Origin of the sequence: Enterovibrio gelatinilyticus (assembly GCF_028683095.1) — a bacterium.
GTDB classification, from domain to species: Bacteria; Pseudomonadota; Gammaproteobacteria; order Enterobacterales; family Vibrionaceae; genus Enterovibrio; species Enterovibrio gelatinilyticus.
In genome coordinates, this window is the sequence record NZ_JAJUBC010000009.1 from 36,425 (window position 1) to 59,190 (window position 22,766).

Consider the following 22,766-nt stretch of genomic DNA (forward strand, 5'->3'; position numbering starts at 1 on the left):
CCGAAATTCTATCGACAATACTGTCAACATGTGCGATTTTCTCGCTCATCAACGTGACAAGGAAGCGAAACGGATGTTTGTACTATTGGATGGTGGCATGGGAAGAGAACTTCAGCGCATTGGCGCTCCTTTCTCTCAGCCACTTTGGAGCGCCCAAGCATTAATCGAAGCGCCAGATGCGGTGTATCAAGCGCACCAGAATTTTATTGATGCAGGCTGTGATGTCATTACCGTCAACAGCTACGCCTGCGTCCCCTTTCACCTTGGTGATACTCGCTATCAAGAACAAGGTTTTGAACTCGCCGAACTTGCTGCTCAAATTGCCCAACGCGCCGCGGAAGACAGCGAGCGAGATGTGCATGTCGCAGGCTGTATTCCGCCCGTATTGGGCTCTTATCGTCCTGACCTGTTCAATACTGAAACGGCGACGCCCATTATTCAAACCTTGATTGAAGCGCAAGGCTCTTACGTCGACTTTTGGTTGGCTGAAACCATCGGGTCTATTGAAGAGTTTCACACCATTTGTGATGCCTTAACGGCCGCCACATCCAATAAGCCTGCTTACTTTGCTTTCTCTCTCATGGACTCCGTGATGGATCAGCCGCGACTTCGTTCTGGCGAAGCGGTTGTAGATGCAGTGAAAGCGGCGTGTGAGCGCGATGTGAATGGTATCTTGTTTAACTGCTCTCAACCTGAAGTCATGCTGGATGCGATTGCCGTTGCGCGTGTGATTATCGATACGCACTCCAACACCATTTCCTTGGGCGCTTATGCAAACGGGTTTTCCGTGATCCAACAGGAACACCAAGCCAACGATGCGCTGACAACAGTGCGTGAGCTGTCCGCCGATCAATACGCGGCGTATGTAAAAGCATGGTTGGATGCAGGGTCTAACATGGTGGGGGGGTGCTGCGCGATTTTCCCAGAGCACATCGCCTATCTCGATTCGCTAAGAAAGAAATAACACCGATTTTGCCCTATATACCCGAGCAATCGCCTATGCACCCGAGCAACCGGAAGATGCACAATTAAGGTTGCTTGGCATAACAATGCCCCGCACTCGGATGACCGTGTCGGGGCATTGTTATTTTATTGAGCTTATGTTGTTAGCGACAGGCAAGTATCACGGCGTCACTGGTACAGTGCTAGCTGTTCATCCGTCACAAACATTCGTTCAACGCCAATCGACGCTGCTTCACCACATCACTTTGCAAGAAATCGAGCACCAAGAGGTTAAACACCTGCGTTTTCTCTAAGTGAATATTGTGGGCGGCTTGAGGAACAACCGCGAGGTTTGCCCCTATGATTCCGCGCCATAACGACTCGGTTTGTGTCCACATGTAGGACCGATCACTATCCGGCCAAAGCACCAAGGTTTTTGCCTGAATCTCGTTTAACCGCTCTAGCGAGCGCCACCCCGCCATTGCACGCAGTCCATTGATATACGTCTGCGTTTGAACACGATTGGCCAGCTCCATTCCCCCTTCGAAATCCGGATCTTCCACGCCATCAGAAAACCACGTTTTGACCGTATCGAAAGCCACTTGCGCTGTTCCTTCGGTTTCAGCACGAACAATACTGTCTTCAATCGATTCAAAACGGCCCGGCAAATCGCCCATAGGCCCAGTGGCATACAACACAAGTCCAATGACACGTTCGGGCGCTTTGATCGCAACTTCTTGCACGATCATCCCTCCCATGGAGTGACCCATTAAATGGAACTGATCAATGCCCATTTCATCAAGTCGACTCAACACGTAATCCGCAAACCCATTCACGCTATCAAGGCCAACCTCATCGGCCTTGCCACCATAGCCCGGCAAGTCGAATGCGACGACATCAAAGCGCGAGGAAAACAACGCGATCTGTTTTTCCCAATAAGCCAGACCGCTTAGAAAACCATGTACAAGTACCAACGTGGGCCCTGTACCGACACGTAAACAATTCATCGTATTTATTCCATTAATTCAGGGAGCCAAAGCGCAGTATCAGGCATGCCAATCAGCACGAACAACAAGACAACCAAAGCGGCGATAAACGGAATACATCCAATGATCACGTCGCCTATGGTCACTTTGTCTCGGGCGAGACTTTGAATGACAAACAGATTTAACCCCACGGGAGGTGTTAGCACAGCAATCTCCATGGTGATGGTGTACACCACGCCAAACCAAATAAGATCGAACCCAGCGGCATGTATCAAAGGGAACAAGGTCGGTAAGGTGATAAATGTCATGGAAACAGGTTCCAAGAACATGCCGAGAATGACATAAAACACAATGATCATCGCGAGCACGGCATAAGGTGATAACTGCATGTCGACAAACAATTCTGTGAATTGTTGCGGGATCTGGTGGTAGGTCATCACGAAACCAAACAACACACCGGACGACAGCAATAAACCCAAGTAGCCCATTGTTTGCATAGTGGCTTTCAGTGCCTCTAGCAAGCCTTTCAGTCGCAACCCGCCGAAAGAGAAGGCAAGACCCAGCATAAATATCGCCGAGACACCTGCCGCCTCTGTGGGCGTTGCAATACCTGCATAGATTGAAATGGTGATCACCAAACCAACAAGGACAATAGGAAGCAATGCAGAGAGCGCGATTAACCAAGGAATAGGCGTTGCATTTTCATGCCCTGGAATATCCTCAGGATTCACCTTGCCCCAAATAAACACGATGATGAAGAACATGGTTACCAGTATCAGGCCGGGCACCACACCTGCGATAAACAATGCGCCGATCGACTGGTCGGTCACAATGCCGTAGAACAATAAAATTAAGCTTGGTGGCAGCAAGACACTGAGTGTCCCCCCTGCGGCGAGCACACCACTTGATAGACGCTTGCCATACCCAAGTTTGAGCATTTGTGGCAAAGCAACACCACCAATGGTCAGCGCACCCACCATGCTGGAGCCACAAACCGCTCCAAAACCAGCACACGCACCAATACTGCCGTAGGCGGCAGCCCCGCGAATTGGAAGTTTACTGTGCATGAACCAATAGAGATTTGGCCCAATGGAGGATCGCCCTATTAGCTCTCCCAGAAACACAAACAATGGTACTGCCAGCAAAATATAATTAAACCACACGCCCCATAGTTTTAGCTCGACCGTCACGAGAGACGACTTGAGACTTAGAATATCGAGCAAAAAAGGGATTGAAGCAGCGGCTAGCGCAAAAGGGATCGGCAAACCAATGAGGATAAACCCCATCAGCAAACCCAACATCCCCAACCCAACGACATACCATTCCATCACTGATCCTTGTTTTCTTTGTTTAGTCTTCAGTTAAACGTTTGTTGCCACGAGATGACTGTGTTCGCGGAACGACTATCTGTTCACGGAACGACAGCATGTTCACGCAATGACAATTTGTTCACGCCGCATCCTGCGAGTGAATGTCACCGTCAAGAGGAGATGTGCTTTTTTCCTCTTCTGGCGGGTCACCGAAAATGAGCATGCACAGCGCGGTAATGCAAAAACTCAGCAGCGCAATAACCACGGGAATCCAAAAATAGAAACGCGGCCAGAGGAGAATTTCAGACGCAGAGCCAGAATCAATAGACTTGAACATGGCTTTGCCAGACGCAGCCAAAAAGAAGCTGCCGACAAGCAGCATCATCAACATATTGAATTTATCGACCCAGAACTGGATGCCCTTTGGCAGCCTGTCTCTGATCAGGCTCACTTTCGGGTAAGAATGGTTGAGCAGCGCATAAGAGACGCCAAGGAAAGCCACGGGCACCAGCAAAAGTGCGGTGGCTTCTGTCACCATGCCGTCTGGACTGTTAAGTATGTAACGCACTCCCACCCCGTAAGTGATCCAGGCAGCCTGGATCACTACGATGGCAGCGCCAACATACAACAACGCCAGAGACACAGTGCGCAAGAGTTGAAATATTGTTGTTTTCATCAAGCGCACCTCATCAACTACTTAGCGTGCGCCGCGAACAGGCCCCGGATCTCATCGGCGAGTGGCACACCACAGGCTTTGTTCACTTCTGGGCTCCATTTCTCAACAATGCCCTCTAGCAAAGCTTCTGTGCGTTCTTCCGACATAGAAACTGCCGAACCACCGTTCGCCATGACCGCGTCACCCACACGCTCGTTTACCCAGGTTTCATAACGAGGCTTCAACCAGGTTTCGGCTTCTACTGCGGCTTCTTTTAATGCTTTCTGATTGGCAGGGCTGAGATCATCAAACTTATCTTTGTTCATCATGTAGATGATGTTGCCGTAGAACATATTGGCGTTGACCATGTACGGCATCACTGACCACAACTTCCAAGAACTGTACGTCGCCACCCCCATGTTGATGCCATCTACCACGCCACGCTCTGCGGATTGGAAGACTTCTTTCGGTGCAACGAATACGGGTTTGCCGCCCCACGTTTCAATCATCAAGCTCACCAATGGGCCAATTGAGCGTACTAATTTTCCATTCAATTTACCGATGTCTGATACTGGATCTTCAAACCACCATTCCTGATCGTACGAATAGTTAGAGTTAATCAAAGGGATCAGATCAGACTTCGCCGCTTCCGCTTCAATCAAGCTGGCATATGCGGCATCAAGCTCAATTTGTTTCTCCAAATCAATGGCGACGGGATATAAAGAGGTCACGCGATAACATGGAAGACGTGTATCTGCTGGCACCCAGCTGATATCTGACACGCCGCCTTGCATCGCATCCACCCCTTCACTCCAACCATGCAGGGTCGATGATGGGAAGATCTGAACTTTCAAATCACCGTTACTTTTCTCAGCGGCCAGCTCAGCAAACTTCTTGAAGCCTTGGTAGCGAACATCAGATTCATTCACATAGGTCGACAAGCGAATAGTCTCCGCAGCTTGGGCGGCAATTGGCATCGCGCCAATGAGGGCGCAGGTGATTGCGGTGAGGCGGAAGGCGTTGGCAGTTTTTGCAATATTCATGTGACTTCTCCTTGTCTCTTTCGACACAGATTGGAACGTTTAAAACATGAGGCCGCCCGTTGGTGATTTGCGGCGAGGTCTATAACAGGTGCTAGTAATAAGCATGACCACATACCGTCTTTATGCGTTATGCCAATTCGATTGGTCGGCATGCCGATTTTTAAGGGCACAAGATGTATTGCGAATAATCAGAGAGTTGGGGCAATAACACCCCCTATACCCCTGAAAAAGAAAAGGGTTTTCACGTAAAGATTTTTTGCTGATTTGGCATTTTCTTATCTTTAATGCCTGAACAACGAATGCGCTTTGTTAAGTTTAAAGAAGCGATATGCGGAACGCAGTTCACACAAAGGAATGTGATGAAAGGCTTTGTAGTCTGCAATGTGGGGGGACTCAAAAACAACCTCATCGCTACGAGCAACTTGGATGCATTACAGGTTTGGAGAGGATGTTTGGACTTTAAACTATTGGAAGATTTGGTGTGTCTCGCCCATTCCACCAGCTTTACCTCAGCGGCGAGAGAACGATTTGTTACACAACCCGCGTTTAGTCGACGTATCAAAGCCCTTGAACAGTGGGTGGGAACGGAGCTAGTAAACAGAGAATCGCAGTTGCTTGAGTTAACGCCGCAGGGGCAAGCCTTTGTTATTGAAGCAGAAGAGATTCTGAATCGATTGTACATGGCGCGAGATTCTGCCCGTTCACTGAATCAACAAGCCAAGAATGAAATATCTGTCGCGGCGCAAAACTCCATTGTGCAAACACTCTTCATGCAATGGATGCAGTACATTGAGAAAGCGGTTGGGCCGGTTTATGTGCGTCTTTCCTCAGATAGGCTGTCAGATTGCATCGAAATGTTTCAAAACGGGTCCGTTGATTATCTTTTGTGTTATACCCACGACACGCTCGGCATAGCGATTGACTCTGAACGCTTTCAAAGCAGCGTGATCGGCATGGAAACGCTCGTGCCCGTGTCGCTTAACATGAATGGGCATCCTCAACATCAACTTCCGGGGTCGGAAAATAACCCGATACCTTTGGTGGCATATACCCATCAATCCTTGTTTGGAAAGGCGATAGACCAGTTGCTTGAAAAAGAGCAAGGCTTCTTAAATCGACGTTACGAAAACCCCTTTGCTCACACGCTCAAATCCATGGTGCTGGCTGGATATGGCTTAGCGTGGCTGCCCCGTTCTTTTGTGAGTGATGAATTATTGCGAGGTGACTTGTGCATTGCTGGGGATGAGCGATGGCATGTGCCATTTGAGGTTCGACTCTATTATCGCGACGCAGAATCTGCATTCGCTAAATCCATTATTCGTATATCAAAAACCATGTTTAACGAAGGCGATTTCGTCGCTCATGGCAGAGTGTATATACCCAAGTAACCCATCATCAACACACTATTGATAGGCGACACTCCAACCACCCGCAGAGCGGGTAGCAACAATTTGGTGCTCGCCCATTTCGTCACGTGCAGCTTGACCGACAAGAATGCGTAAAATACTGCGCATGCTTTCGCCTTGCTCCGTCATTGGCGAAGCGCGATCGAGCTTTTCAAATCCCGGTGAAATCTCACTGGCGGTGCGTCGAAGGGTAAACACCACGCGTCGGTAACCTTGCCTGTCGGCATCGGAAAGCACGTCAACATACACGCCAACCGTGGTATCAATTTGCGACTGAGGCACTGGCTCAACGGTAATCACCTGAGGCTCACCACCAGTAACCGGACTGCCCGCTCCTGGCGCAGGGCTAGCTGTTCTGCTGCCAGCACCCGAGGAGTCGCCATCTGGCGTTAACATCACCCGCATCAGCGTGGATACAATGGTCGGCATCACTCCTCCTGCCGCTAACATAGATTCTTGCACCACAGTTCCTCCAATAATATTTGCCATTCCCCCTTCAACGAGGCGCAAGCCCGCACCGGATTGTGCCACATGGTCCAAAATCGTAATGGGAACGAGTCGGTTTGCCGCCGCACCAGCAGGCATCAATAGCGCTAGCGCTTCGGCTGAAAGCCCTGAAGCCTCAAGCAGAGCACCTTGCATGATGCCGCAACTGGTTGGGTTGCCGCCTAACCAACGCACAATGGCTGGTGCACTGTTTTGCACAAGGGAAGTGGCTCGTTCGATATCCACCGCCGCTTCTGCCGCTTCTATCACCACATAGGCGTTCGCTCGCTGTCCCATTCCCGCCACTGCTCTTTCCGTGATCTCTCTTGGCACGACCTCAAACAGCAGTTTAAGTGGTCCACCATGAATTTTGATTAGCTGACCGGCGGCGTTGCGCGCATACATCACAGCGTGATTGATCCCACCTTCTGTCACGAGAATCATGGCGCCACGCTGCAGGGCTTGCATCATTTCAGCCGTCGCTGCAGTGCGAGTGGCAAACACAGCACCGCCTTCTCGAACAAACGCTTCGCCTGTTTCTCTTAACACGGCTTCCGTGGCAATTTCACCACCTTCGCGTACTACTAATCGAGAACCTTGCCGCTGCACCGCTGTTCGAACTAACGCCGCTGGTGCGCGAATCAAGGCTCTCGCTGCTACCCCTGCCGAGCCAAGCGTCGCCATGTCTAACATCAAGAACCCGACACCTAACACGCGCTGGAAATAGGTTTCCGCTTCTCTGATTTGTTGAATAGAGCCGTAAATGGGCACCAGAGTCCAAAGGCTGCGGGATGGATCAGGCTCTCCCGACGCATGACGGGCTCGGTTCTCTTCAGGGCTATCGGATGCCGCCCATGTAACCAGCCCAGCAGCAAGGCCAATCCCTGCCAGAATCAACCAAGGGGCAATTTGATGGATATCTTGGTCAACACCGCGTCGAATCTCATAGCGCCGACCACGTAACGCGGCACTCACTGCAAACTCAGCCTCATGCTCTGAATACCACGATGGCTGGCTAATTCGCACGTTGCCAGCACTCGGCATGCCAGATCCTAGCCGGCCCTGCACCGTGTGTGCTAACTCATGCCCCAACACGTGCTGCCCGGCTCGACTTCGTAAATCGACACTGCTGTCCATCACAATATGGTCGTTGAGGGCAAAGGCGACCGTATTTAGCGCTTTCAGCGATTGCCGCGCAGCATGACTTTGATGCAAACGAATCGGCGACAGATCGTATCCATAAGATTGTTCGAACGGTGCTCGGATATCTAACGGGATGGGAACGCCGCTTTCTTGACCGAGCAGACGTGTAGCTTGAGGAACAGACGCAGAAGTTTTTGCTACTGGACTCGACGTGTCATGCTGTTTTGTTTCCGTCGCCGCACCCAGCAACGCATTACCCCACGTCCCCAAGGCTGAAGAAACGGAACGTGGCACGGGCGGTGCAGCAGCCATAGAAGTTGGCGCCGTGGACTGGCTTATATTTTCTGACGCTGATGTAAAACGACGAATGACACGTGCCATGTCTAAAGGGCGAGTATCACTGCCACCGGGAAGAATACGAGGTGGCAGTGCCGAGGTAGCAGCCCCCTCAGGCTTCCGATCCAGTATCGAGGACTCGGTTCTGCTCAATACATCACTTTCCACTGACATGAACGAAAAAGGTTCCGCCGTTTGCATCGCCCCGAGGTTCTGAATCACCTTAGGTGACTGAGCCTTTTGGGGCGCAAGAGGTTTGCTATTGCGCTTACCACTCCGCTGAGTGCCGCGCTCATTTTTCGCCGTATCAGCGTGTTTCTGAGTGGGTGCCAAGCTAGGCATCGTCAGTCCTTCTCTACCTGAACAACGTCACATCGTTATGCCAAGTTGCTGCTTTGTTTTTGTTCTTAGGTGCAACGTCCTAAGTCTCAGATTTTCATCGTGATTCTCGTTGTCACTTCTTGGGCGTTTTTCTTTTGGTCGTTTGCGTAGCCGTTGCTCGTCGGCGAACAGGCGTCGCTTTCAAGGTTGCATCCACCCGCGTTGTTTTTCTAGGGCGAGGCTTAGGCTTTTCTTCCGTCTGCGGCTTTACGTCCACCGTCGGCTTGGGCGCCATTCTAGGTTTTGTCTCTTGTTTAGGTTTAGGCTTTGGTTTGGGTTCTGGCTTTTGTTGCTGCGCAACAGAATCTTGTAACTTATCCATCTCTTTTAACTGTGATTTCTCACGCTCAATCGACTCATCAATTTGTTTATTGAACACGGCCCGCTGCTGCTCCAATGACGCAATGCGACCTTCAATACGTGACTTTTGTGCAGCCGCGTTTTCTTGCGTTGTTCCAATCGGATCGGGGTTGTTATTGGGTTTTGCCACCTTTTGCAATTCAGCGACCAGAGAAAGGTGCTTTTTCAATATTTCATTTGCTTTTGCCATGATGAAATCCTCTATCAAGCCTGCTGATTAAACGCACTTTGTGGCGCAGGAAATTCAGTGTGATTAATCACTGAGCCGCTGGTGATGTTGCCAACAAAAGGTCCCTGCATATTGTTAAAATCGAATGACGGTAAAAATCGCGTGTTGGCTTTCACTTGGTTCCCCATTACCACCGCGCGATAGCCACGTAAAATCACAGTGGCATCTTGCCCCACCTCATCAGGCACAAAGCCTACGTGCTCGACATAATTGTTATTAAAGAACACTCGCTCGAACCGAATGCTGAGGTTATCAATGACTGAGGTAGAGAGAATTTCCACAACAGTATCGGCGCCGCGACCAAGAAACTTGTTATTGCTGATCTGTGCGGCATAACCGATGCGTAACGCCGTATCACCCAAGGGAAAGGCAATTTCAATGAGCCCTTGCAACAATAAAGCCCTGTCTTCCAATACCCTCTCTCGTGTCAGCAAATCTGAATATGACACCAGATTGCTCTCTATACGCGCTTCCAACACATACAGCGCAGCAATTCCGACGGTTCTGGCTGAGTTCACTTGGTCGTCGTCATCAACGCCCGTGTTGAGCACCTCATTAGATTCCACATGGCATTCACCCAGTTGGAACAAACAAGCTATGGACGTCGCAAAGATCCCGTCTCCCGCCACGCCAACATAATTGAGACGATTTCCAATCACCGCAGCGCGAGCGAGACACAAACCAACGAAAATACCGCCATGTGTACACTTGCTGATTTGGTTGTTGATGATGTCCAGTCGAACGCAGCGCTCACACATCATTGCGGCGCTGCCGTCGACAATGTGATTATTTTGAATTTGAATGTCTTCACATTGGCTTGCAAACACCGCCAATGTACAGCGAGCCAAGGTGTTGTCGTCCACGTTGACCAAACTGCACTCCGTGACAGATATTGACAATTCAATGCCCGTATCCCCGGCTACATCGTTGTTTTTAATCCGCAGACCATTAACCTGTTGTGCCACAATCGCGCCAGAGCACCCTTGAACCCAGTTTTGGGCCACGGTGATACCACCCGTGAATACATCCTCTTCACTACCAATCACAATGGCTATCTGCGTTTCAATCTGCTCTTGGGTTTGAATACGGTTTCGTTCCACCAATGTCCCTAACCCATGCACGACAATGCCTCTGCTGTCTTCGGCGGCAAGCATGATCTGATTTTCTGACACCACAGCAAATGGGCACGCCACTTCTATTGCAGCTGCATCTTGATGACTTTGCAGACGACGCAGTGCAATTCGGTTGCGGGTGATTTCGCTAAAAGAGGCCGTTGAATAAGGTCTACCCAGCGGTTGGTCGTTCACGATAATCCCACGCAGGTATCCTTGAATATCATTGCCAGATACCCTGACGCGCCCCGTTAGTCGAGCGACGACGACACCTGCGATCCCGCTCTCTTGTTCGACGTTGGCATTAATTTGGTTGTTCTCAATCTCCAAATCTTGCCCACCATCGTCCATCCAAACGCCAATCTGCGTGCCTGACAACGAACAGCGGCTCACGCGCACTCTTTCGCAATCAAACAAACCAATGGCGGGGTTATCCGTAAACTGCAAATTCTGTTGCAGCGACGTGACTCGGCAATCTTCGAGAAGGCTGTCTTGAACGTTACGAAATGCGATAACACCTTCTGGCTTTTCGGTGCGAAGTTCTGTTTGAATCGCGAGGGTGCAGACATGAATACCAGATAAGGTTTCACCTTGATCGGAGCGCACAATAAGCGCAGCTTCCGCGCCCAAATTGCGAATTTGAGCGCCATGAGATTCGCCGTGTAACGTCACGTTAGGAAATCGGATGCGAAGTGGACGACGAATAATGTGCATGCCCGTTTTCAAACAGACACAACCACCGAATTGGGGTGACAAGCTATCAAGAGCGTTTTGAATGTCTTCGCCGGGACGCACCACAACGGTACAACACCCCGCCATGCCTATGGGATCTCGACAATCTTGAAAGATTGGCCCGACAAATTCGCCGTTCAACGCATCGACCACAGCCAAACGACAGCGATGATGATGCACTGATTGCGGCGGCGCCTGAGTCAGCGTTTCAACTGAACTGTCGGCATAGCGAGTAATGAAACTCCAATTATCACCAACATGATAATTACCCGAACCATCTTGACGAGACAAGGCGACTTCTACCCCGTCTTCCAGTGCAATAAACGTGTTTTCCGGAAAGGGAATTACGCCATCACTGCCTGGGGCATCAAGGTTGATGATTTCTGTGCCATCCGTGTCCAACACAACGCCGAATTGATCCCAGCGACGCAACACAGGGTGAATAGAAGCGTCGGCAACCGTCGATGCGGGAATAAGCGTTAGAGTGCCTGCCGCTATAGGGTGTTCCAGCACCACGGTATTGGTGGCATCATCCACCGTTAACACTCGCACCATGGTGCCTGCCACGCCTTCTAAAACGCGAACGTCATCGGTAATTTCAGCCCAATCCCCCGCGTTAAATCTTAGATAGTCATCCTTTGCCACCTGTTCCAATGTCAGGATGTTATTGGCGGTTTGCGCCAATATTCGCCCTGCAAATGCACCGTTCACCCTCGACCATTTCGCCAAAGGGACACCATCGTTATTGATATCGTGTATCGATACCATATATGTTCGATTTTCCAGCCCACGGTATCCACCTTCTGGTGGCAATTTACAGGGATTGCTCACCGCAGACGTTGGGTTGGCACGAGTTGTTAAACGTGCCGTTGACGGTTCAATGAACGACTGCCAGCCCTCAATATCCTGATCATCAGTATTACAGGTGACATCCTCCCCCACAGGACCAAATAGACGAACCTGCCACACGGTTTGAATTCTGGCACTGGTATCAATGCCAATGGCGGGGTCAATCAAGTCTGGGGCTTCTAAAAAGGTGACTGAGCGCTTCCATACATCGAGATAAGCCAAATAGCGCCCATCGGCAGGCTCAATGCCCGCATCGGCATCATCCTCCAGACTGCCTAACATCGGGCGATATGGCTGATCGAGATAAGAGGTAGGTTCGAGGCTATGTAGTTCTTCAAGGGGTAACGAGAAACGGTGTTCGCCACCGCCGAATGATTCGGCCAGCAAGCCATCAATGTAATAGCGACCGGGGTGAATGATCAGCTCACCCGCGGATACATCAATACGGAAGCTGTCGGGCAAATGGGCGGGATAGCCACAAAAACCCGCTAAATCAATAGTCTCTGCTCGAAAACGGCGATCGACGATCGCTGCGCCTTCGTTGAGTGGCGTGTCAGAGACCACTCTGCCCTGCATGGTGACCATTTCCGTATAGTTATGGCGAGGGTCAAACGTTTTTCCTGAAATATCGACAGCCATGACGTTCTCCTTCAAGTCACGTATATCAAACCCGCATCGAGGCCGATGGGTAAGAATTCACTGAGACGAAACAGCAACGCGTCGTGTCGCTGCGGCTGATAAAGATGGTGATACACCCCCATTTCGCTGCCACTGTCTGCGCCGCGGAGAACTTCTTGGGGAGATGAAAGCAATAATTGTGCGTAAGCAGGATCGCCGTAGCGTCGAGCCGTAAACGCGGGTACAAGACGAGCAACAACACCGCGAACAATGTGTTCTTTCTCGGTGTCGGTAATAAATGGGTTGTGCGTTTCCGCGGCATCGACGGCTTGCGAAGAAGCAAACTGAGGCTGGCAACGGTGTTGACGAGGAACACGAGATTGTGGAGGAATATAGGAAAATCGCGCGCAGCCCGTTTGACGCTGCAATGCCCACACGGGGGAGTCCCACGAGTCGGCTTGTAGCAACGCTGCATCTATCAATGAATTAGAAATCAAAGGGAATGACCGCGCCGCAACCTTGCCTATCACGGTCGTTTCACACAAGGTGAGCACCCCACCATGACTCATTTCATCTTCAGCAGAAAACGCTATACCATCGCGGGATGTCGCATCGACCATGCTGTTGGTTATCGACACCGCGGCTCCCTCAACAGTACGCACCGCGCCGACGATACTGTTCTCAATTTCCACCGTGACATTTGGAATTTCCACCACCAACGAGGGGGCGTTTGGCGATACAGGAGTTCGGTCTATTAGCAATGATTGACCGGGCACGAGAGTGACGTTTCTAAGCACCAAGCGTCGCAATTGATTGTCGCCAGTATCTGGCACAACCAACCTGCCGCCATGCACAACCAAACCATCAATCACCACTTCAGCTTCACCGCCGCCCACCACGGTGAAATCATCGCCATCGAGATCGATAAACGTACGATGCCCGTCAGCAGCACGTAACGATAAGGTTTGGTCGGTATTCACTGAGATAGCAGGTGCAATGGTAAACCCATGCGAGACCGCAATCTCTACCACACCACCTGAGACGGTCAAATCAAGCGCGGCTTGAATGTCATCCCCCGCGTGTATGTGTTCAATATTGCCAGAAGACTGGATAAACCCTTCACTACGCGAATACGCGCCACCACCAATGTCGGCACAAGCACCGTAATGAAACGTAACCTCTACATCCTCGGGCTCGTCCATGCTGGCGGGCAAGGACATTCGCCCCAATTCAGGGTCGATCGACACTCTGTCTACAGGGGAATGCGCCCAATCTGCACCGTCATCGCTGAGGTTGCAGATCTGCACTTGATCAACTGTTTGCACGATGCCATCAAGCACCACAGTAAAGGCATGAGGGTAGTAATCTTCGAGCCGATGCCCAAGGTTACTGCGCCGTTGTAAAGGAATAGGCAGATTCACTTCTTGCGCGAGGTGATTGATGTCCGGTTCACTTTGAGGCGCATTAAACAGCGGGCTGTTGATCCCCATCGGATGGAACAGATATCTCCGCTCGGCATGGCGATAGGCGGGCGTTAACGATTGGCGATAATGGCCCAATCGCCACAAAAACAAGCCGACGTGACGAAAATGATGTTGGCCTTCACTTTGGCTAATTCGCCCCGTCGCCACGCTGTAACTGGCGCGATCAAATGCAGTACCAATGGCCTCACATTTTACGGTGTCACGCACATTCAAGGTGTAGTGATTCTCTGGGCGAAGTGATGCTAAGTGCTCAGGACGCGCTAAGCGTTGAAAGAACTCGACAACTCTTGCAGGCCAACGCGTGGTGTCGGTTGCCAATTGTTCTAACGCGAGTGCCACACCACGGCGTCTTGTTAAACGAATATGGTTTGCCGCAGCAGCACGTTGACTGACATTGGGAATTGGCGGCCCATATCGATAACCCACCAGCTCACCAATATAAGGCGCAGCCCACTCATCACAGGTTTCAATAAACTGGTTGTCATACAGTCTGTCTGTATCATTTTTCACTATCGCCGCTTGTTCGGCGAGGATCGCCATCAATGCCTTTAATGGAAATCCCTGTGTTTCATCGCGCTTGCGATAAACCTCTGGAAGTAGCTGATACAAGGCTTCCGGTGACAAGCTATTCATTCGCTAACCTCCAGATAATCCAACGGGCCGGGGTGCAAACTCAACATTGACGCTCCCAATACATCAGCAATTGCCCCACTGCTTCCCACCTCCGCCATGGCGGCAGCAATACCGTCATGCCGTTTGGGTGTATTGCCCACGTAAAGCCTATCAATCACTGCCGCTTCAACCCCTGCCACATCATGAATCAGGGCGAGGATCTCACTGGCAAAAACAGGCTGACCAAAGCGTCTCGCTTCAAATGACAATGCCGCTCTCAGCGTTTGCTCAACCTTGGCAAGCACGTCATCGCTTAAATAATCAGAGTGAATTTCAAGCCGCACTCCTAGCTTGAAAAAGGTGTGACGAAAACTGCGAAGAATGAATCGTGCAAATGGGTCACCCGCGGCAATGAGTGCATCCGTTAAGTAGGTATACAAATCACTGTCTTCATCAACTTGAGCTCCCGCTTCGGCAGCAACCGTCACAACCACTTGTGGGCCACCGGAGACATGCAGCCACTGCGCACTTGCTTTCGCGATACCGCCGTAGCCTTGAGCAAAATCTGCATAATCTGTGATGGAGACCACTCGCCCAAGGGTGCGGCACGATAAGGGCGCACTCAGTCGAATCGCATCACGCCCTTCGGGATCTGCGCCACCACTGGCACCCAGTAAATTGTCCACACCCTGCACACCGAGCGGCTGTGACATCAGCATGTTGAGCTGTCCGGGTTTGACTCTTCCCATTAAGCCATGGGTTTTGCGGTAACTGGCTCGAATATTTTGCTGCCCTTTCCCCGGCATCGCGCCTTGTACGCCATCACCAAAGGTGACATGACTGTAACCTTGTTCATCCACACGCAATGTGTAAACACGATCAGCAGGCTGAGAGTTGAGGAAATTCGGTACTTGATGCCAAAGGATTTTGTTTACCCTGACCTCAAGCGTCGGTTTCACGCCAGACGGGGTTGCCGCAGGCACAAAGGTTTGAGGAGCTTGACGAGTGGATAATGTGACATGTGGCTTTGCGCCTCCGTCTCCGAGCACTTCCACCGCGGATTCACCCTGCGTCGCCCCTGCCACATTGGCGGCAATCCTCAAACTTTGTGGAAAATAGTCTGCCCCCAGCGGTTCTGTAAGCGTGAGTGATGTTCCTCCTGATGGCGAAATATCATGGCTGATAGATTGGACGGTTCTCGTTGCAATCACTGGCGTGTCACCGCTGCCTTCAGCCAAGCCATTCAGTATCACTTTCCGCCCTTCTTCTAGCCCGACAAACCAGTCGTTTAAAACGACGGTTACATGGTCAGCATTCAAGGGCTGGGTGATTGGCGGATCGGCTAATGAGAGCCATTCACTTGCGCCGAACACCGTGGTTTGGCGAATCGTAAACTGATTAAAGTGGTCGCTGCGATCTAATGACAAACGGCTACTCTTTCCCGTCACTGCAAAGAAGGAAACCGACACATCCGCCGTCTCTGAAACGCTGTACTGCGCCCAATTGTCGCCATCTCGTACGATCACATCACTATCAACCCCAATCTCAGCGACCGGACGCTCTAGAAAGAGCTGGTTGCCACCACCATTCATTAATGCCAGCGTGCCTTGGTCTGCCCATGTTGCATCGGTTTTTCCGAAATAGGGGCCTTGTTCTAGGCTCTCTACCACCACGTCGCTATCATCAACGCTATACACAGGCACCATACCTGTAAGTGAATGATGAAGGCTTGACAGTGGTGGTGCAGCATGACCAAAAATGGCGGCAGAAGCACGAAACACTTGTGCCCGCTTAATCTCGCTAGTAGCGGTTTTCAGCGGTGCAATGAAGGTTTTTTCATCCGTTTTGGCGTCAGTCAACAAGGTGAACATTTGACTTTCACTTAACGTCTCACCGAGTTTTTCCTCCACCAAGGACGTGAAACTGTCCGCCGCAGAAAAACCGCTTGGGGATGAAGGCTCAGACAAAGGAGGGTTGCCAATTGGTGACACGGTGACCCACGTCAGATCTTTCGATTCGGGATCTTTTGATACATCCGCAAGTACAGGAGTGACTGCATTCACCACCGCAAACGCGGAGGTCCCATCATCCGCTGTAAAGGCAATGCCATCCCCCGCTTTTAATCGAGTATTGATACCTTCAAACGGCAATTGAGTGGTTGATGCGGTGAGTGGATGTGGCGCTGTTAACTTAGGACGAATCGCATTCCATTCTGCCCGTGCGTCGAGATCGTCTAAGGTTTCAAAAATGACCGGGGTTTCATCTTGTCCTGGTGTACTTTGTACTTTGGTTCCCGCAGCAACCGTCACTTGCTCAGGGATCCCAGGTCCAGCGGCGATACTAAATGATAAATCGGCACTCGCCGCTGCCCCAGGGTGCGGCACATAATCAATCAAGGTCGCCATCTCATGCAGTGACTGAGGGATTTGCGCCGTTCTCACATAGGCTTCATTCAGCCACATTTCGTTGTAAAACGTCAGCACATCACAACTCGCCGCCCACGCATCCAATAACGCCATGGTGAAATCGTCGTGCGAACGTGTTGTCAGTATCCCTAGCGAGCCGTATTCTGACGACGATAACCTTGCTGCCATGCTTTGGTAGAAGTCTTCGTGCAACCCAGCCCGAAAGCTGACACGAGCCAAACCCGTGGCATTATTTGGCGCTTGGGGAGTTAATACACTCGTGCCCTTGCATGCACCGCAGTGAGATTGATCATTGAAGTCGGTCATATTAGCGCCCTCCTTCTAAATCGAATAAGAACACACCATTTCCAGGATGGCTGGCGTCATTATCAACGCGGGCAATTTCTGTACGCCCAAACAGCAGTTTCCGTTCTTCCAACCCACTGGTACGCGGATCGCCAAAGCGACGAAAACGCGTGGCTTTGGCCGCGATCACACCATCGACATTTTGTGCAGCCGCTAACAGCGGGGAAAGATGCAAGATTTGCCCAGCGCGGAATTGATCGGGATGTAGGATCCCCAATGCCCCATTGGCTTGTCTTTTCGGTGAAAACAAAGAAAGTAAACGTTGCCGAACGTGTGACTTCGACGCATTCGGCGCAACACACACGTGCAGAGTAATTTCGAGTGGCACATATACAGGCGTCGATACATCCACATCATGCGCGGCTAAACGGAATTTTTCGTAGTGTTCTCGCAGTGCCACACGCTGGCCATCTCCCACTCCGACACGTCCTTTGGGATCAGGCAGAGCAAACGTGGTTATCCAACTTCCTGTATGGACATAAGCACAGCTCACGTCTTGCACCCACTCCACCCGTCTGCCCAACGTTTGATAATCTTCTCGCGTTACTGCCCGCTCCTGAGTTTTGAACAAGAATGGGGCACGCTTACGAATCGCCGCATGGGTTTCTCGATTGCGTCCCCCTTTACCTGCGGTGATGTTTCGTACTCCGGTCACTTCCGGCATGTTGAGCGCAAGGTGGTGCAGTTTATCAACGCCGATGTGTCCGGCAGTACCGACTCCCACTCGATAACGCGCCGTGAATGTCGTTCCAGATAAAGGACGACGACCAAACTCATTGTCACCAAAGCGCAAGTAGGCACGATCATCACGTTCGATTTCAACAGCAAACACCCTCGACGTACCGTCACTCGCCAATAAGTCTGGAACGGGTAAATAAGGTAAGACCTCCACCCCATCATCACCCTCAATCGTTATCGCGGGGAACGTTTCACTGGGCAAAGGGATTTGCAGAGCATCAACTGCAGGCTCACCTGCCAAATAGCGAGGTGCAAAGGTTAGCGGCGCGCGCGTTAATGTGGGGCGAAACACTGCTGGAATCGTCTCGGCTTGTTCTTGCTCACATTGCTTATCCGCACAGGCGGCACTTTTGCGCAGAGATTCCACCAAGCCTTTACCGGGGGCCCAACGTAAATGGGAGGCTGGCACCTGACCTAACTCGTCATCATCGAGGGTCTGTCCGTGGTCGACCAATACCATATTGCCTCGCGCCACGCTGATAGGCTCGATGAAGCGTCGGCCTTCTTCAATGGCGGTTTCAGAGGAAATGCACACTGGAAAACGCAATGCATCTCTCTCGTGCCACTCTATGAGCGTAATTTCCTCACCTGTAATGGGGTCGGTCAGCGGCTCATTGTCACGGTTTAATACCTGTACGTTCACCAGCAACACGATCTGACGATGATCAAGCACACGGTCTGCTTGGTTCCCCGTCGTCGCCCCCATAATTTCTTCAAATGCTAAATAGGTGAATGCATGTAAATCAGGAAAATGCCCCGCCAAGGTGGCGCTTGTCGCCCCTTTCGGGAGATGACATCGCCCATTGCTCCACGTATAGAACCGCATTTCATTGTGAGCGACATGCAATGACGTTATCGGGTGGCAGGTTTCGTAAACGGCGCCACTTTGTGCCAGCAAAGCATTATTTCGCATGAAGGTTACGGGCATCTCGTTTAACCGAGTACACACTGCGCTTCCTTGGGGAATCACAACCGTTTGTGGCGCCATGGGTAAAATATCGGATGAGACGGTAAAGTGGCAAAAACAGCGAGCATTGCAACCTTCGTCAACAGCGTAGTCGAGCAATCGCGTCAGGCGTTTGAGGGATATACGTGAACGAGCGCGATTAAGGTATGCCTCAGTTTGGGCTGCGTCTTGTTGATAAGCGAGTTGGTCAGCCGTGTAAGCCAGAATATCAACCAACACGGTTGAAAGGTCGGCGGGATGCCCTGTGGCAAATTCAGGCGCTGACACTGACATGCGATCCAACATCATGCGGCGAAAGGAGTGAAAGTCTCTCGCGGTGTAATCAATATCAGTTTCTGGGCGTTGTGGTGTTTCGCATTCGCAATCGGTTAAACAATCAAACGGAGATGGGCATTCCACTTTAAATGAGAAGGTCACGGACGCCAGCGTTGGGTCTATCTCTGGAGGCGGAGCGGGATTCAGATGGCTGGTGACGAGGTTAAGCCGATACGGGCCGAAATCCCCCGCTTGCACCAGTTCAATCACCATCACGTTTTGTTGTCCGTCGAGCCCCATGGTGACAGCAACCACGTCCACTGGCGCCCCTCCTTCAAATCGAAGGTTGTCCTCTGTGTAAACCATTCCTCCGGGGTCGTTAACAAGATAGAGGTGCAAAAAGCGTTGACGGTCGGCAGGATTGGCAGCCTCTAAGTCAACCACCTCAACAAAATCAATGCCATTAAGTGCGCTATTGCGTACTGCTTCTCGTCGGCGCTGATCACAGCAGAAATAGATCATGCTGCCCCCTCACGCACAAAGCTCGCTTGCTGGAGATCACCGGATGGCAGCAGGGAATATGAGACATCAATGAACAACGCGCCTTGATCGAACTGCACAGTGACATCGTTCAATTCAATGTCATCTTGCATCCAGTTTTGTAGTGAGGTTGCGATCAATGTTCTCGTGTCTTCTATCACCGCATCGCTGATCCCTAAAAATAGGAGTCGATTCAAACCACAACCAAACGTCGGCATCATTACCCGCTCTCCGGGTTCAGTGAACAGCACTTGTTCGATACGATCACGGATCACGTCAATACGATGCGTAGTGGCGCTTCGCCCTTGAGTATCAATGCGATAAGGAAAATCTGGATAGTTCATCTTTCCTCCACTCGCTTACGTTGCGATAACACGAAGTTGAGCCACAGCGGGAACCAACGGTGTTCCTGTCGGGGCACAAACAGACTGACTGGCAAACAACACAAAAGGTTGTCCCATCGACAAAACCCGCATACTCCCGGAGAGAAATTGGCCGCTAATGCAAGGCCCATTTCCAGCGGTTGGTGGCGGCATGGCACACCCAGCCACTAAGTACGGCGAGGTCTGCAGCACAGTTGCAGAACCAGACACCAACACGCGAGGGTTCGGCAAACTTGGCGTTGCCTGACCACCGTGTGAACACATGACGGTCGCACCGACATGGAGTAAGGGTCCGGGCATGTGTGCCTCCTACTGTGTGTGAATGGTTATCACCAACTGCCTCATCAAAACGACTCAATGATCACGGCTAGGTAATCGCGGCTAGGTAATAGTGAGTGCGCCTGTATTAATGTCCACTGTTGGGCCAACTAAGGAAATTTGTGCACCTTTTCCGTTGTTGATGAAAATACCCGCATCAGTCACGGACAACGTCACGCCGGTCGCGGTTTGCAGCGTGATCCCACCTAGCGCCATTGGTCCGCCCGCATCGCTAATCACAATGCCGTGCTTTGCCATAGTTTGTAGCGTAATAGCTGAAATTGGCGCGGGTGCAGTCTTCGCCATCAGCGGTATATCTGCCGCTGATCCTGCATAGCACCCTGTCCAAATGGGGTGATCCACTTCGCCCTGTTCAAACTCAATCCACACACCTGCGCCAACTGGCGGTACTGCAAATACACCAGAGTTAAGCCCCAACACCGGCAAACATGGCATACACCACGTTCCGGGAGGGATCCCTCCCACATCGGTCACCGTCGCCAAAATGCGTCCCTGTTGCGTGAGGTCAACATTGTTAACTACCGTCCCTCGATACTTGCCGTAGAACTTGTCACTCATACTGGCACCCTGCTAAATGTTGAAAGCAACCCATCACGGCTTAACTGAAACTCTTGCTTTAGCTCGCCTTCACTCATGGTGGTGGTCACCGCTTCTACATAGTGCAATCCATTGAACGCAGCTCCCGCACCTCTGACCGTCACCGTTTTTCTCGCTTCCAACAATGCGCCATAGGCCAAGACATCAAGCGTTCCATTCATTTTCACCGCTCTCGCCGCTGACTTAGCGGCTTTCGCCAACCCTATCAGTACACCTTGCACAGGGGAGTATTTGGCCGCACCCGTAATGGGCACGCCGGGCTTAAGCGGAATGGGCCGTAACACGCCCAACGGCGGATTGAGCGGGTTAACGTCGGGGATTGGAATAGTGATAGGCAATTTTGTCTGAGGGTTTTGAATTGTAACCATTGGAACAATCGCACTCTGTGTATCCACACTGCCGGATAACGTAAGTACATTTCTATTCGCATCCAAATCATCATTGAGTGGTCGCTGTGGAACACCCACTTTTACCTCAGGCCCCCAATACGCCGTCGACACCCCCACTTTATCCGTCGGCTCGATATAAAAAACATAACCGACGCGCTCCGCGAGCGACATGATGTATTTAAGATCGGTTCCTTGATGAGAAGGGATACGAACAGTAGGCACTGGCACATCAATCAGCACCGATGGGATCACTTTGGGAATCAAACCGAGAAATGCGTACTTTGCCAGTACCAAGTTAATACGCGCAAAATCAGGCATGGCGGGATAACGCATAAAACTAAAATCGATGTAATCAAGCACACGACTCAAGTCTTCACCCGTTAGAGTTAGGCGAGACACTCCGGGGGCGCTGCCGGGACTGACACGATGATCCGTGACTACCCCATCCATGAGCACAGATTTCCGACCAAACATTTCTACTGCAATCACGGTGCGAACCATAGGTATGGGATTGTTCGCAGACAGCAGAAATACCGTGTGCAGTGGCGAGCTATTGTCGATTTCAAAGACTAACTGAAAGCCAGATTTATCCCGTGTCTTGGCGCTGACCTCACAAGAGATAAACGCATTGATCACGACTTTCGATACGGGCACAGGCGCAACAGGGCCAATATAGAGACTCATCACCACATCTGACATCAGCGGTCTCCTTCCTCGCCATGTAAGGCGATTTTTCGCTCGTTGCCTTCCAGCAACGCGCTGGGATACTGAACGAGGTTGGCGTCTGCGATGTACCACCATAATGCGGGGTCAGCAAAATACGCCGCCGCAAGGAGATCCAATCGGTCACCATCTCTCACCGTCAGACTTTGTACATTGTCGATATTGGCTGGCTGAGGAAGGAATCGGCGACTCACGAACACGCGCTCCGTGCCGTTAGCATCTGCCATCACCTGCAAAGGCGCCCCCGCATAGCGGCTATTTGATGTGAAATCTGCTGTTTCTTCTGTATTGCTGAGAAGATATTGCGTGAGATCAGTCATCGAACATTCCTTATCGCTTTTATGTACTCGCTTCACGTATTCGCTTTCGCGTTTTACCCG

At 51.2% G+C, this 22,766-nt stretch carries 17 protein-coding genes; 2 read left to right on the top strand and 15 right to left on the bottom strand.

Annotated elements, in window-relative coordinates; translation table 11 throughout:
* Positions 1–73 precede the first annotated feature (73 nt).
* On the top strand, positions 74–964 hold the full coding sequence (locus LRP50_RS09460; protein WP_274164221.1) for a homocysteine S-methyltransferase family protein: 891 nt from the start codon (positions 74–76) through the stop codon (positions 962–964).
* Between the two features lie 196 nt (positions 965–1,160).
* Here LRP50_RS09460 and LRP50_RS09465 read toward each other — a convergent pair whose 3' ends face one another.
* From LRP50_RS09465 to dctP, 4 genes are all read right to left on the bottom strand, one after another.
* Positions 1,161–1,949 (bottom strand): alpha/beta fold hydrolase, encoded by a 789-nt coding sequence (locus LRP50_RS09465; protein ID WP_274164222.1) that lies wholly within the window; start codon positions 1,947–1,949, stop codon positions 1,161–1,163.
* Between the two features lie 5 nt (positions 1,950–1,954).
* Complete coding sequence (locus LRP50_RS09470; RefSeq protein WP_274164223.1) at positions 1,955–3,256, bottom strand: TRAP transporter large permease; 1,302 nt, start codon at positions 3,254–3,256, stop codon at positions 1,955–1,957.
* Positions 3,257–3,377: 121 nt separating this feature from the next.
* A complete protein-coding gene (locus LRP50_RS09475) occupies positions 3,378–3,914 on the bottom strand; it encodes a TRAP transporter small permease (protein ID WP_274164224.1) in 537 nt (178 codons plus the stop codon).
* Positions 3,915–3,931: 17 nt separating this feature from the next.
* Positions 3,932–4,936: a TRAP transporter substrate-binding protein DctP gene (dctP, locus tag LRP50_RS09480; RefSeq protein WP_274164225.1), complete on the bottom strand. Its 1,005-nt coding sequence runs from the start codon at positions 4,934–4,936 to the stop codon at positions 3,932–3,934.
* Positions 4,937–5,388: 452 nt separating this feature from the next.
* Here dctP and LRP50_RS09485 point away from each other — a divergent pair, with 452 nt between their 5' ends.
* Positions 5,389–6,324 (top strand): LysR family transcriptional regulator, encoded by a 936-nt coding sequence (locus LRP50_RS09485; protein WP_274164324.1) that lies wholly within the window; start codon positions 5,389–5,391, stop codon positions 6,322–6,324.
* Positions 6,325–6,339: 15 nt separating this feature from the next.
* Here LRP50_RS09485 and LRP50_RS09490 read toward each other — a convergent pair whose 3' ends face one another.
* The 11 genes from LRP50_RS09490 to LRP50_RS09540 all read right to left on the bottom strand — a co-directional run bounded on the left by LRP50_RS09490 (position 6,340) and on the right by LRP50_RS09540 (position 22,706).
* Positions 6,340–8,649 carry an eCIS core domain-containing protein gene (locus tag LRP50_RS09490; RefSeq protein WP_274164226.1) on the bottom strand — a complete coding sequence of 770 codons (2,310 nt, stop codon included), beginning with the start codon at positions 8,647–8,649 and terminating at the stop codon, positions 6,340–6,342.
* 112 nt (positions 8,650–8,761) lie between these two features.
* Complete coding sequence (locus LRP50_RS09495) at positions 8,762–9,238, bottom strand: hypothetical protein (RefSeq protein ID WP_274164227.1); 477 nt, start codon at positions 9,236–9,238, stop codon at positions 8,762–8,764.
* 14 nt (positions 9,239–9,252) lie between these two features.
* Positions 9,253–12,609, bottom strand: a complete 3,357-nt coding sequence (locus LRP50_RS09500) for a DUF6519 domain-containing protein (RefSeq protein ID WP_274164228.1) — start codon at positions 12,607–12,609, stop codon at positions 9,253–9,255.
* 11 nt (positions 12,610–12,620) lie between these two features.
* A complete protein-coding gene (locus LRP50_RS09505) occupies positions 12,621–14,705 on the bottom strand; it encodes a right-handed parallel beta-helix repeat-containing protein (protein ID WP_274164229.1) in 2,085 nt (694 codons plus the stop codon).
* The gene (locus tag LRP50_RS09510) at positions 14,702–17,416 is read right to left on the bottom strand and encodes a baseplate J/gp47 family protein (protein ID WP_274164230.1); all 2,715 of its coding nucleotides are present in this window, start codon (positions 17,414–17,416) and stop codon (positions 14,702–14,704) included. Before LRP50_RS09510 ends, LRP50_RS09505 begins: the two co-directional genes overlap by 4 nt.
* Position 17,417: 1 nt before the next feature.
* Positions 17,418–19,937, bottom strand: coding sequence for a baseplate J/gp47 family protein (locus LRP50_RS09515; RefSeq protein ID WP_274164231.1), 2,520 nt, complete (start codon positions 19,935–19,937; stop codon positions 17,418–17,420).
* The gene (locus tag LRP50_RS09520; protein ID WP_274164232.1) at positions 19,934–20,299 is read right to left on the bottom strand and encodes a GPW/gp25 family protein; all 366 of its coding nucleotides are present in this window, start codon (positions 20,297–20,299) and stop codon (positions 19,934–19,936) included. The genes LRP50_RS09515 and LRP50_RS09520 overlap by 4 nt, the downstream gene beginning before the upstream one ends.
* Positions 20,300–20,314: 15 nt before the next feature.
* Complete coding sequence (locus LRP50_RS09525) at positions 20,315–20,638, bottom strand: hypothetical protein (protein ID WP_274164233.1); 324 nt, start codon at positions 20,636–20,638, stop codon at positions 20,315–20,317.
* Positions 20,639–20,719: 81 nt separating this feature from the next.
* Complete coding sequence (locus LRP50_RS09530; protein ID WP_274164234.1) at positions 20,720–21,235, bottom strand: phage baseplate assembly protein V; 516 nt, start codon at positions 21,233–21,235, stop codon at positions 20,720–20,722.
* Positions 21,232–22,362, bottom strand: coding sequence for a hypothetical protein (locus LRP50_RS09535; RefSeq protein WP_274164235.1), 1,131 nt, complete (start codon positions 22,360–22,362; stop codon positions 21,232–21,234). The genes LRP50_RS09530 and LRP50_RS09535 overlap by 4 nt, the downstream gene beginning before the upstream one ends.
* Positions 22,362–22,706, bottom strand: coding sequence for a LysM domain-containing protein (locus tag LRP50_RS09540; RefSeq protein WP_274164236.1), 345 nt, complete (start codon positions 22,704–22,706; stop codon positions 22,362–22,364). The genes LRP50_RS09535 and LRP50_RS09540 overlap by 1 nt, the downstream gene beginning before the upstream one ends.
* Positions 22,707–22,766: the final 60 nt, after the last annotated feature.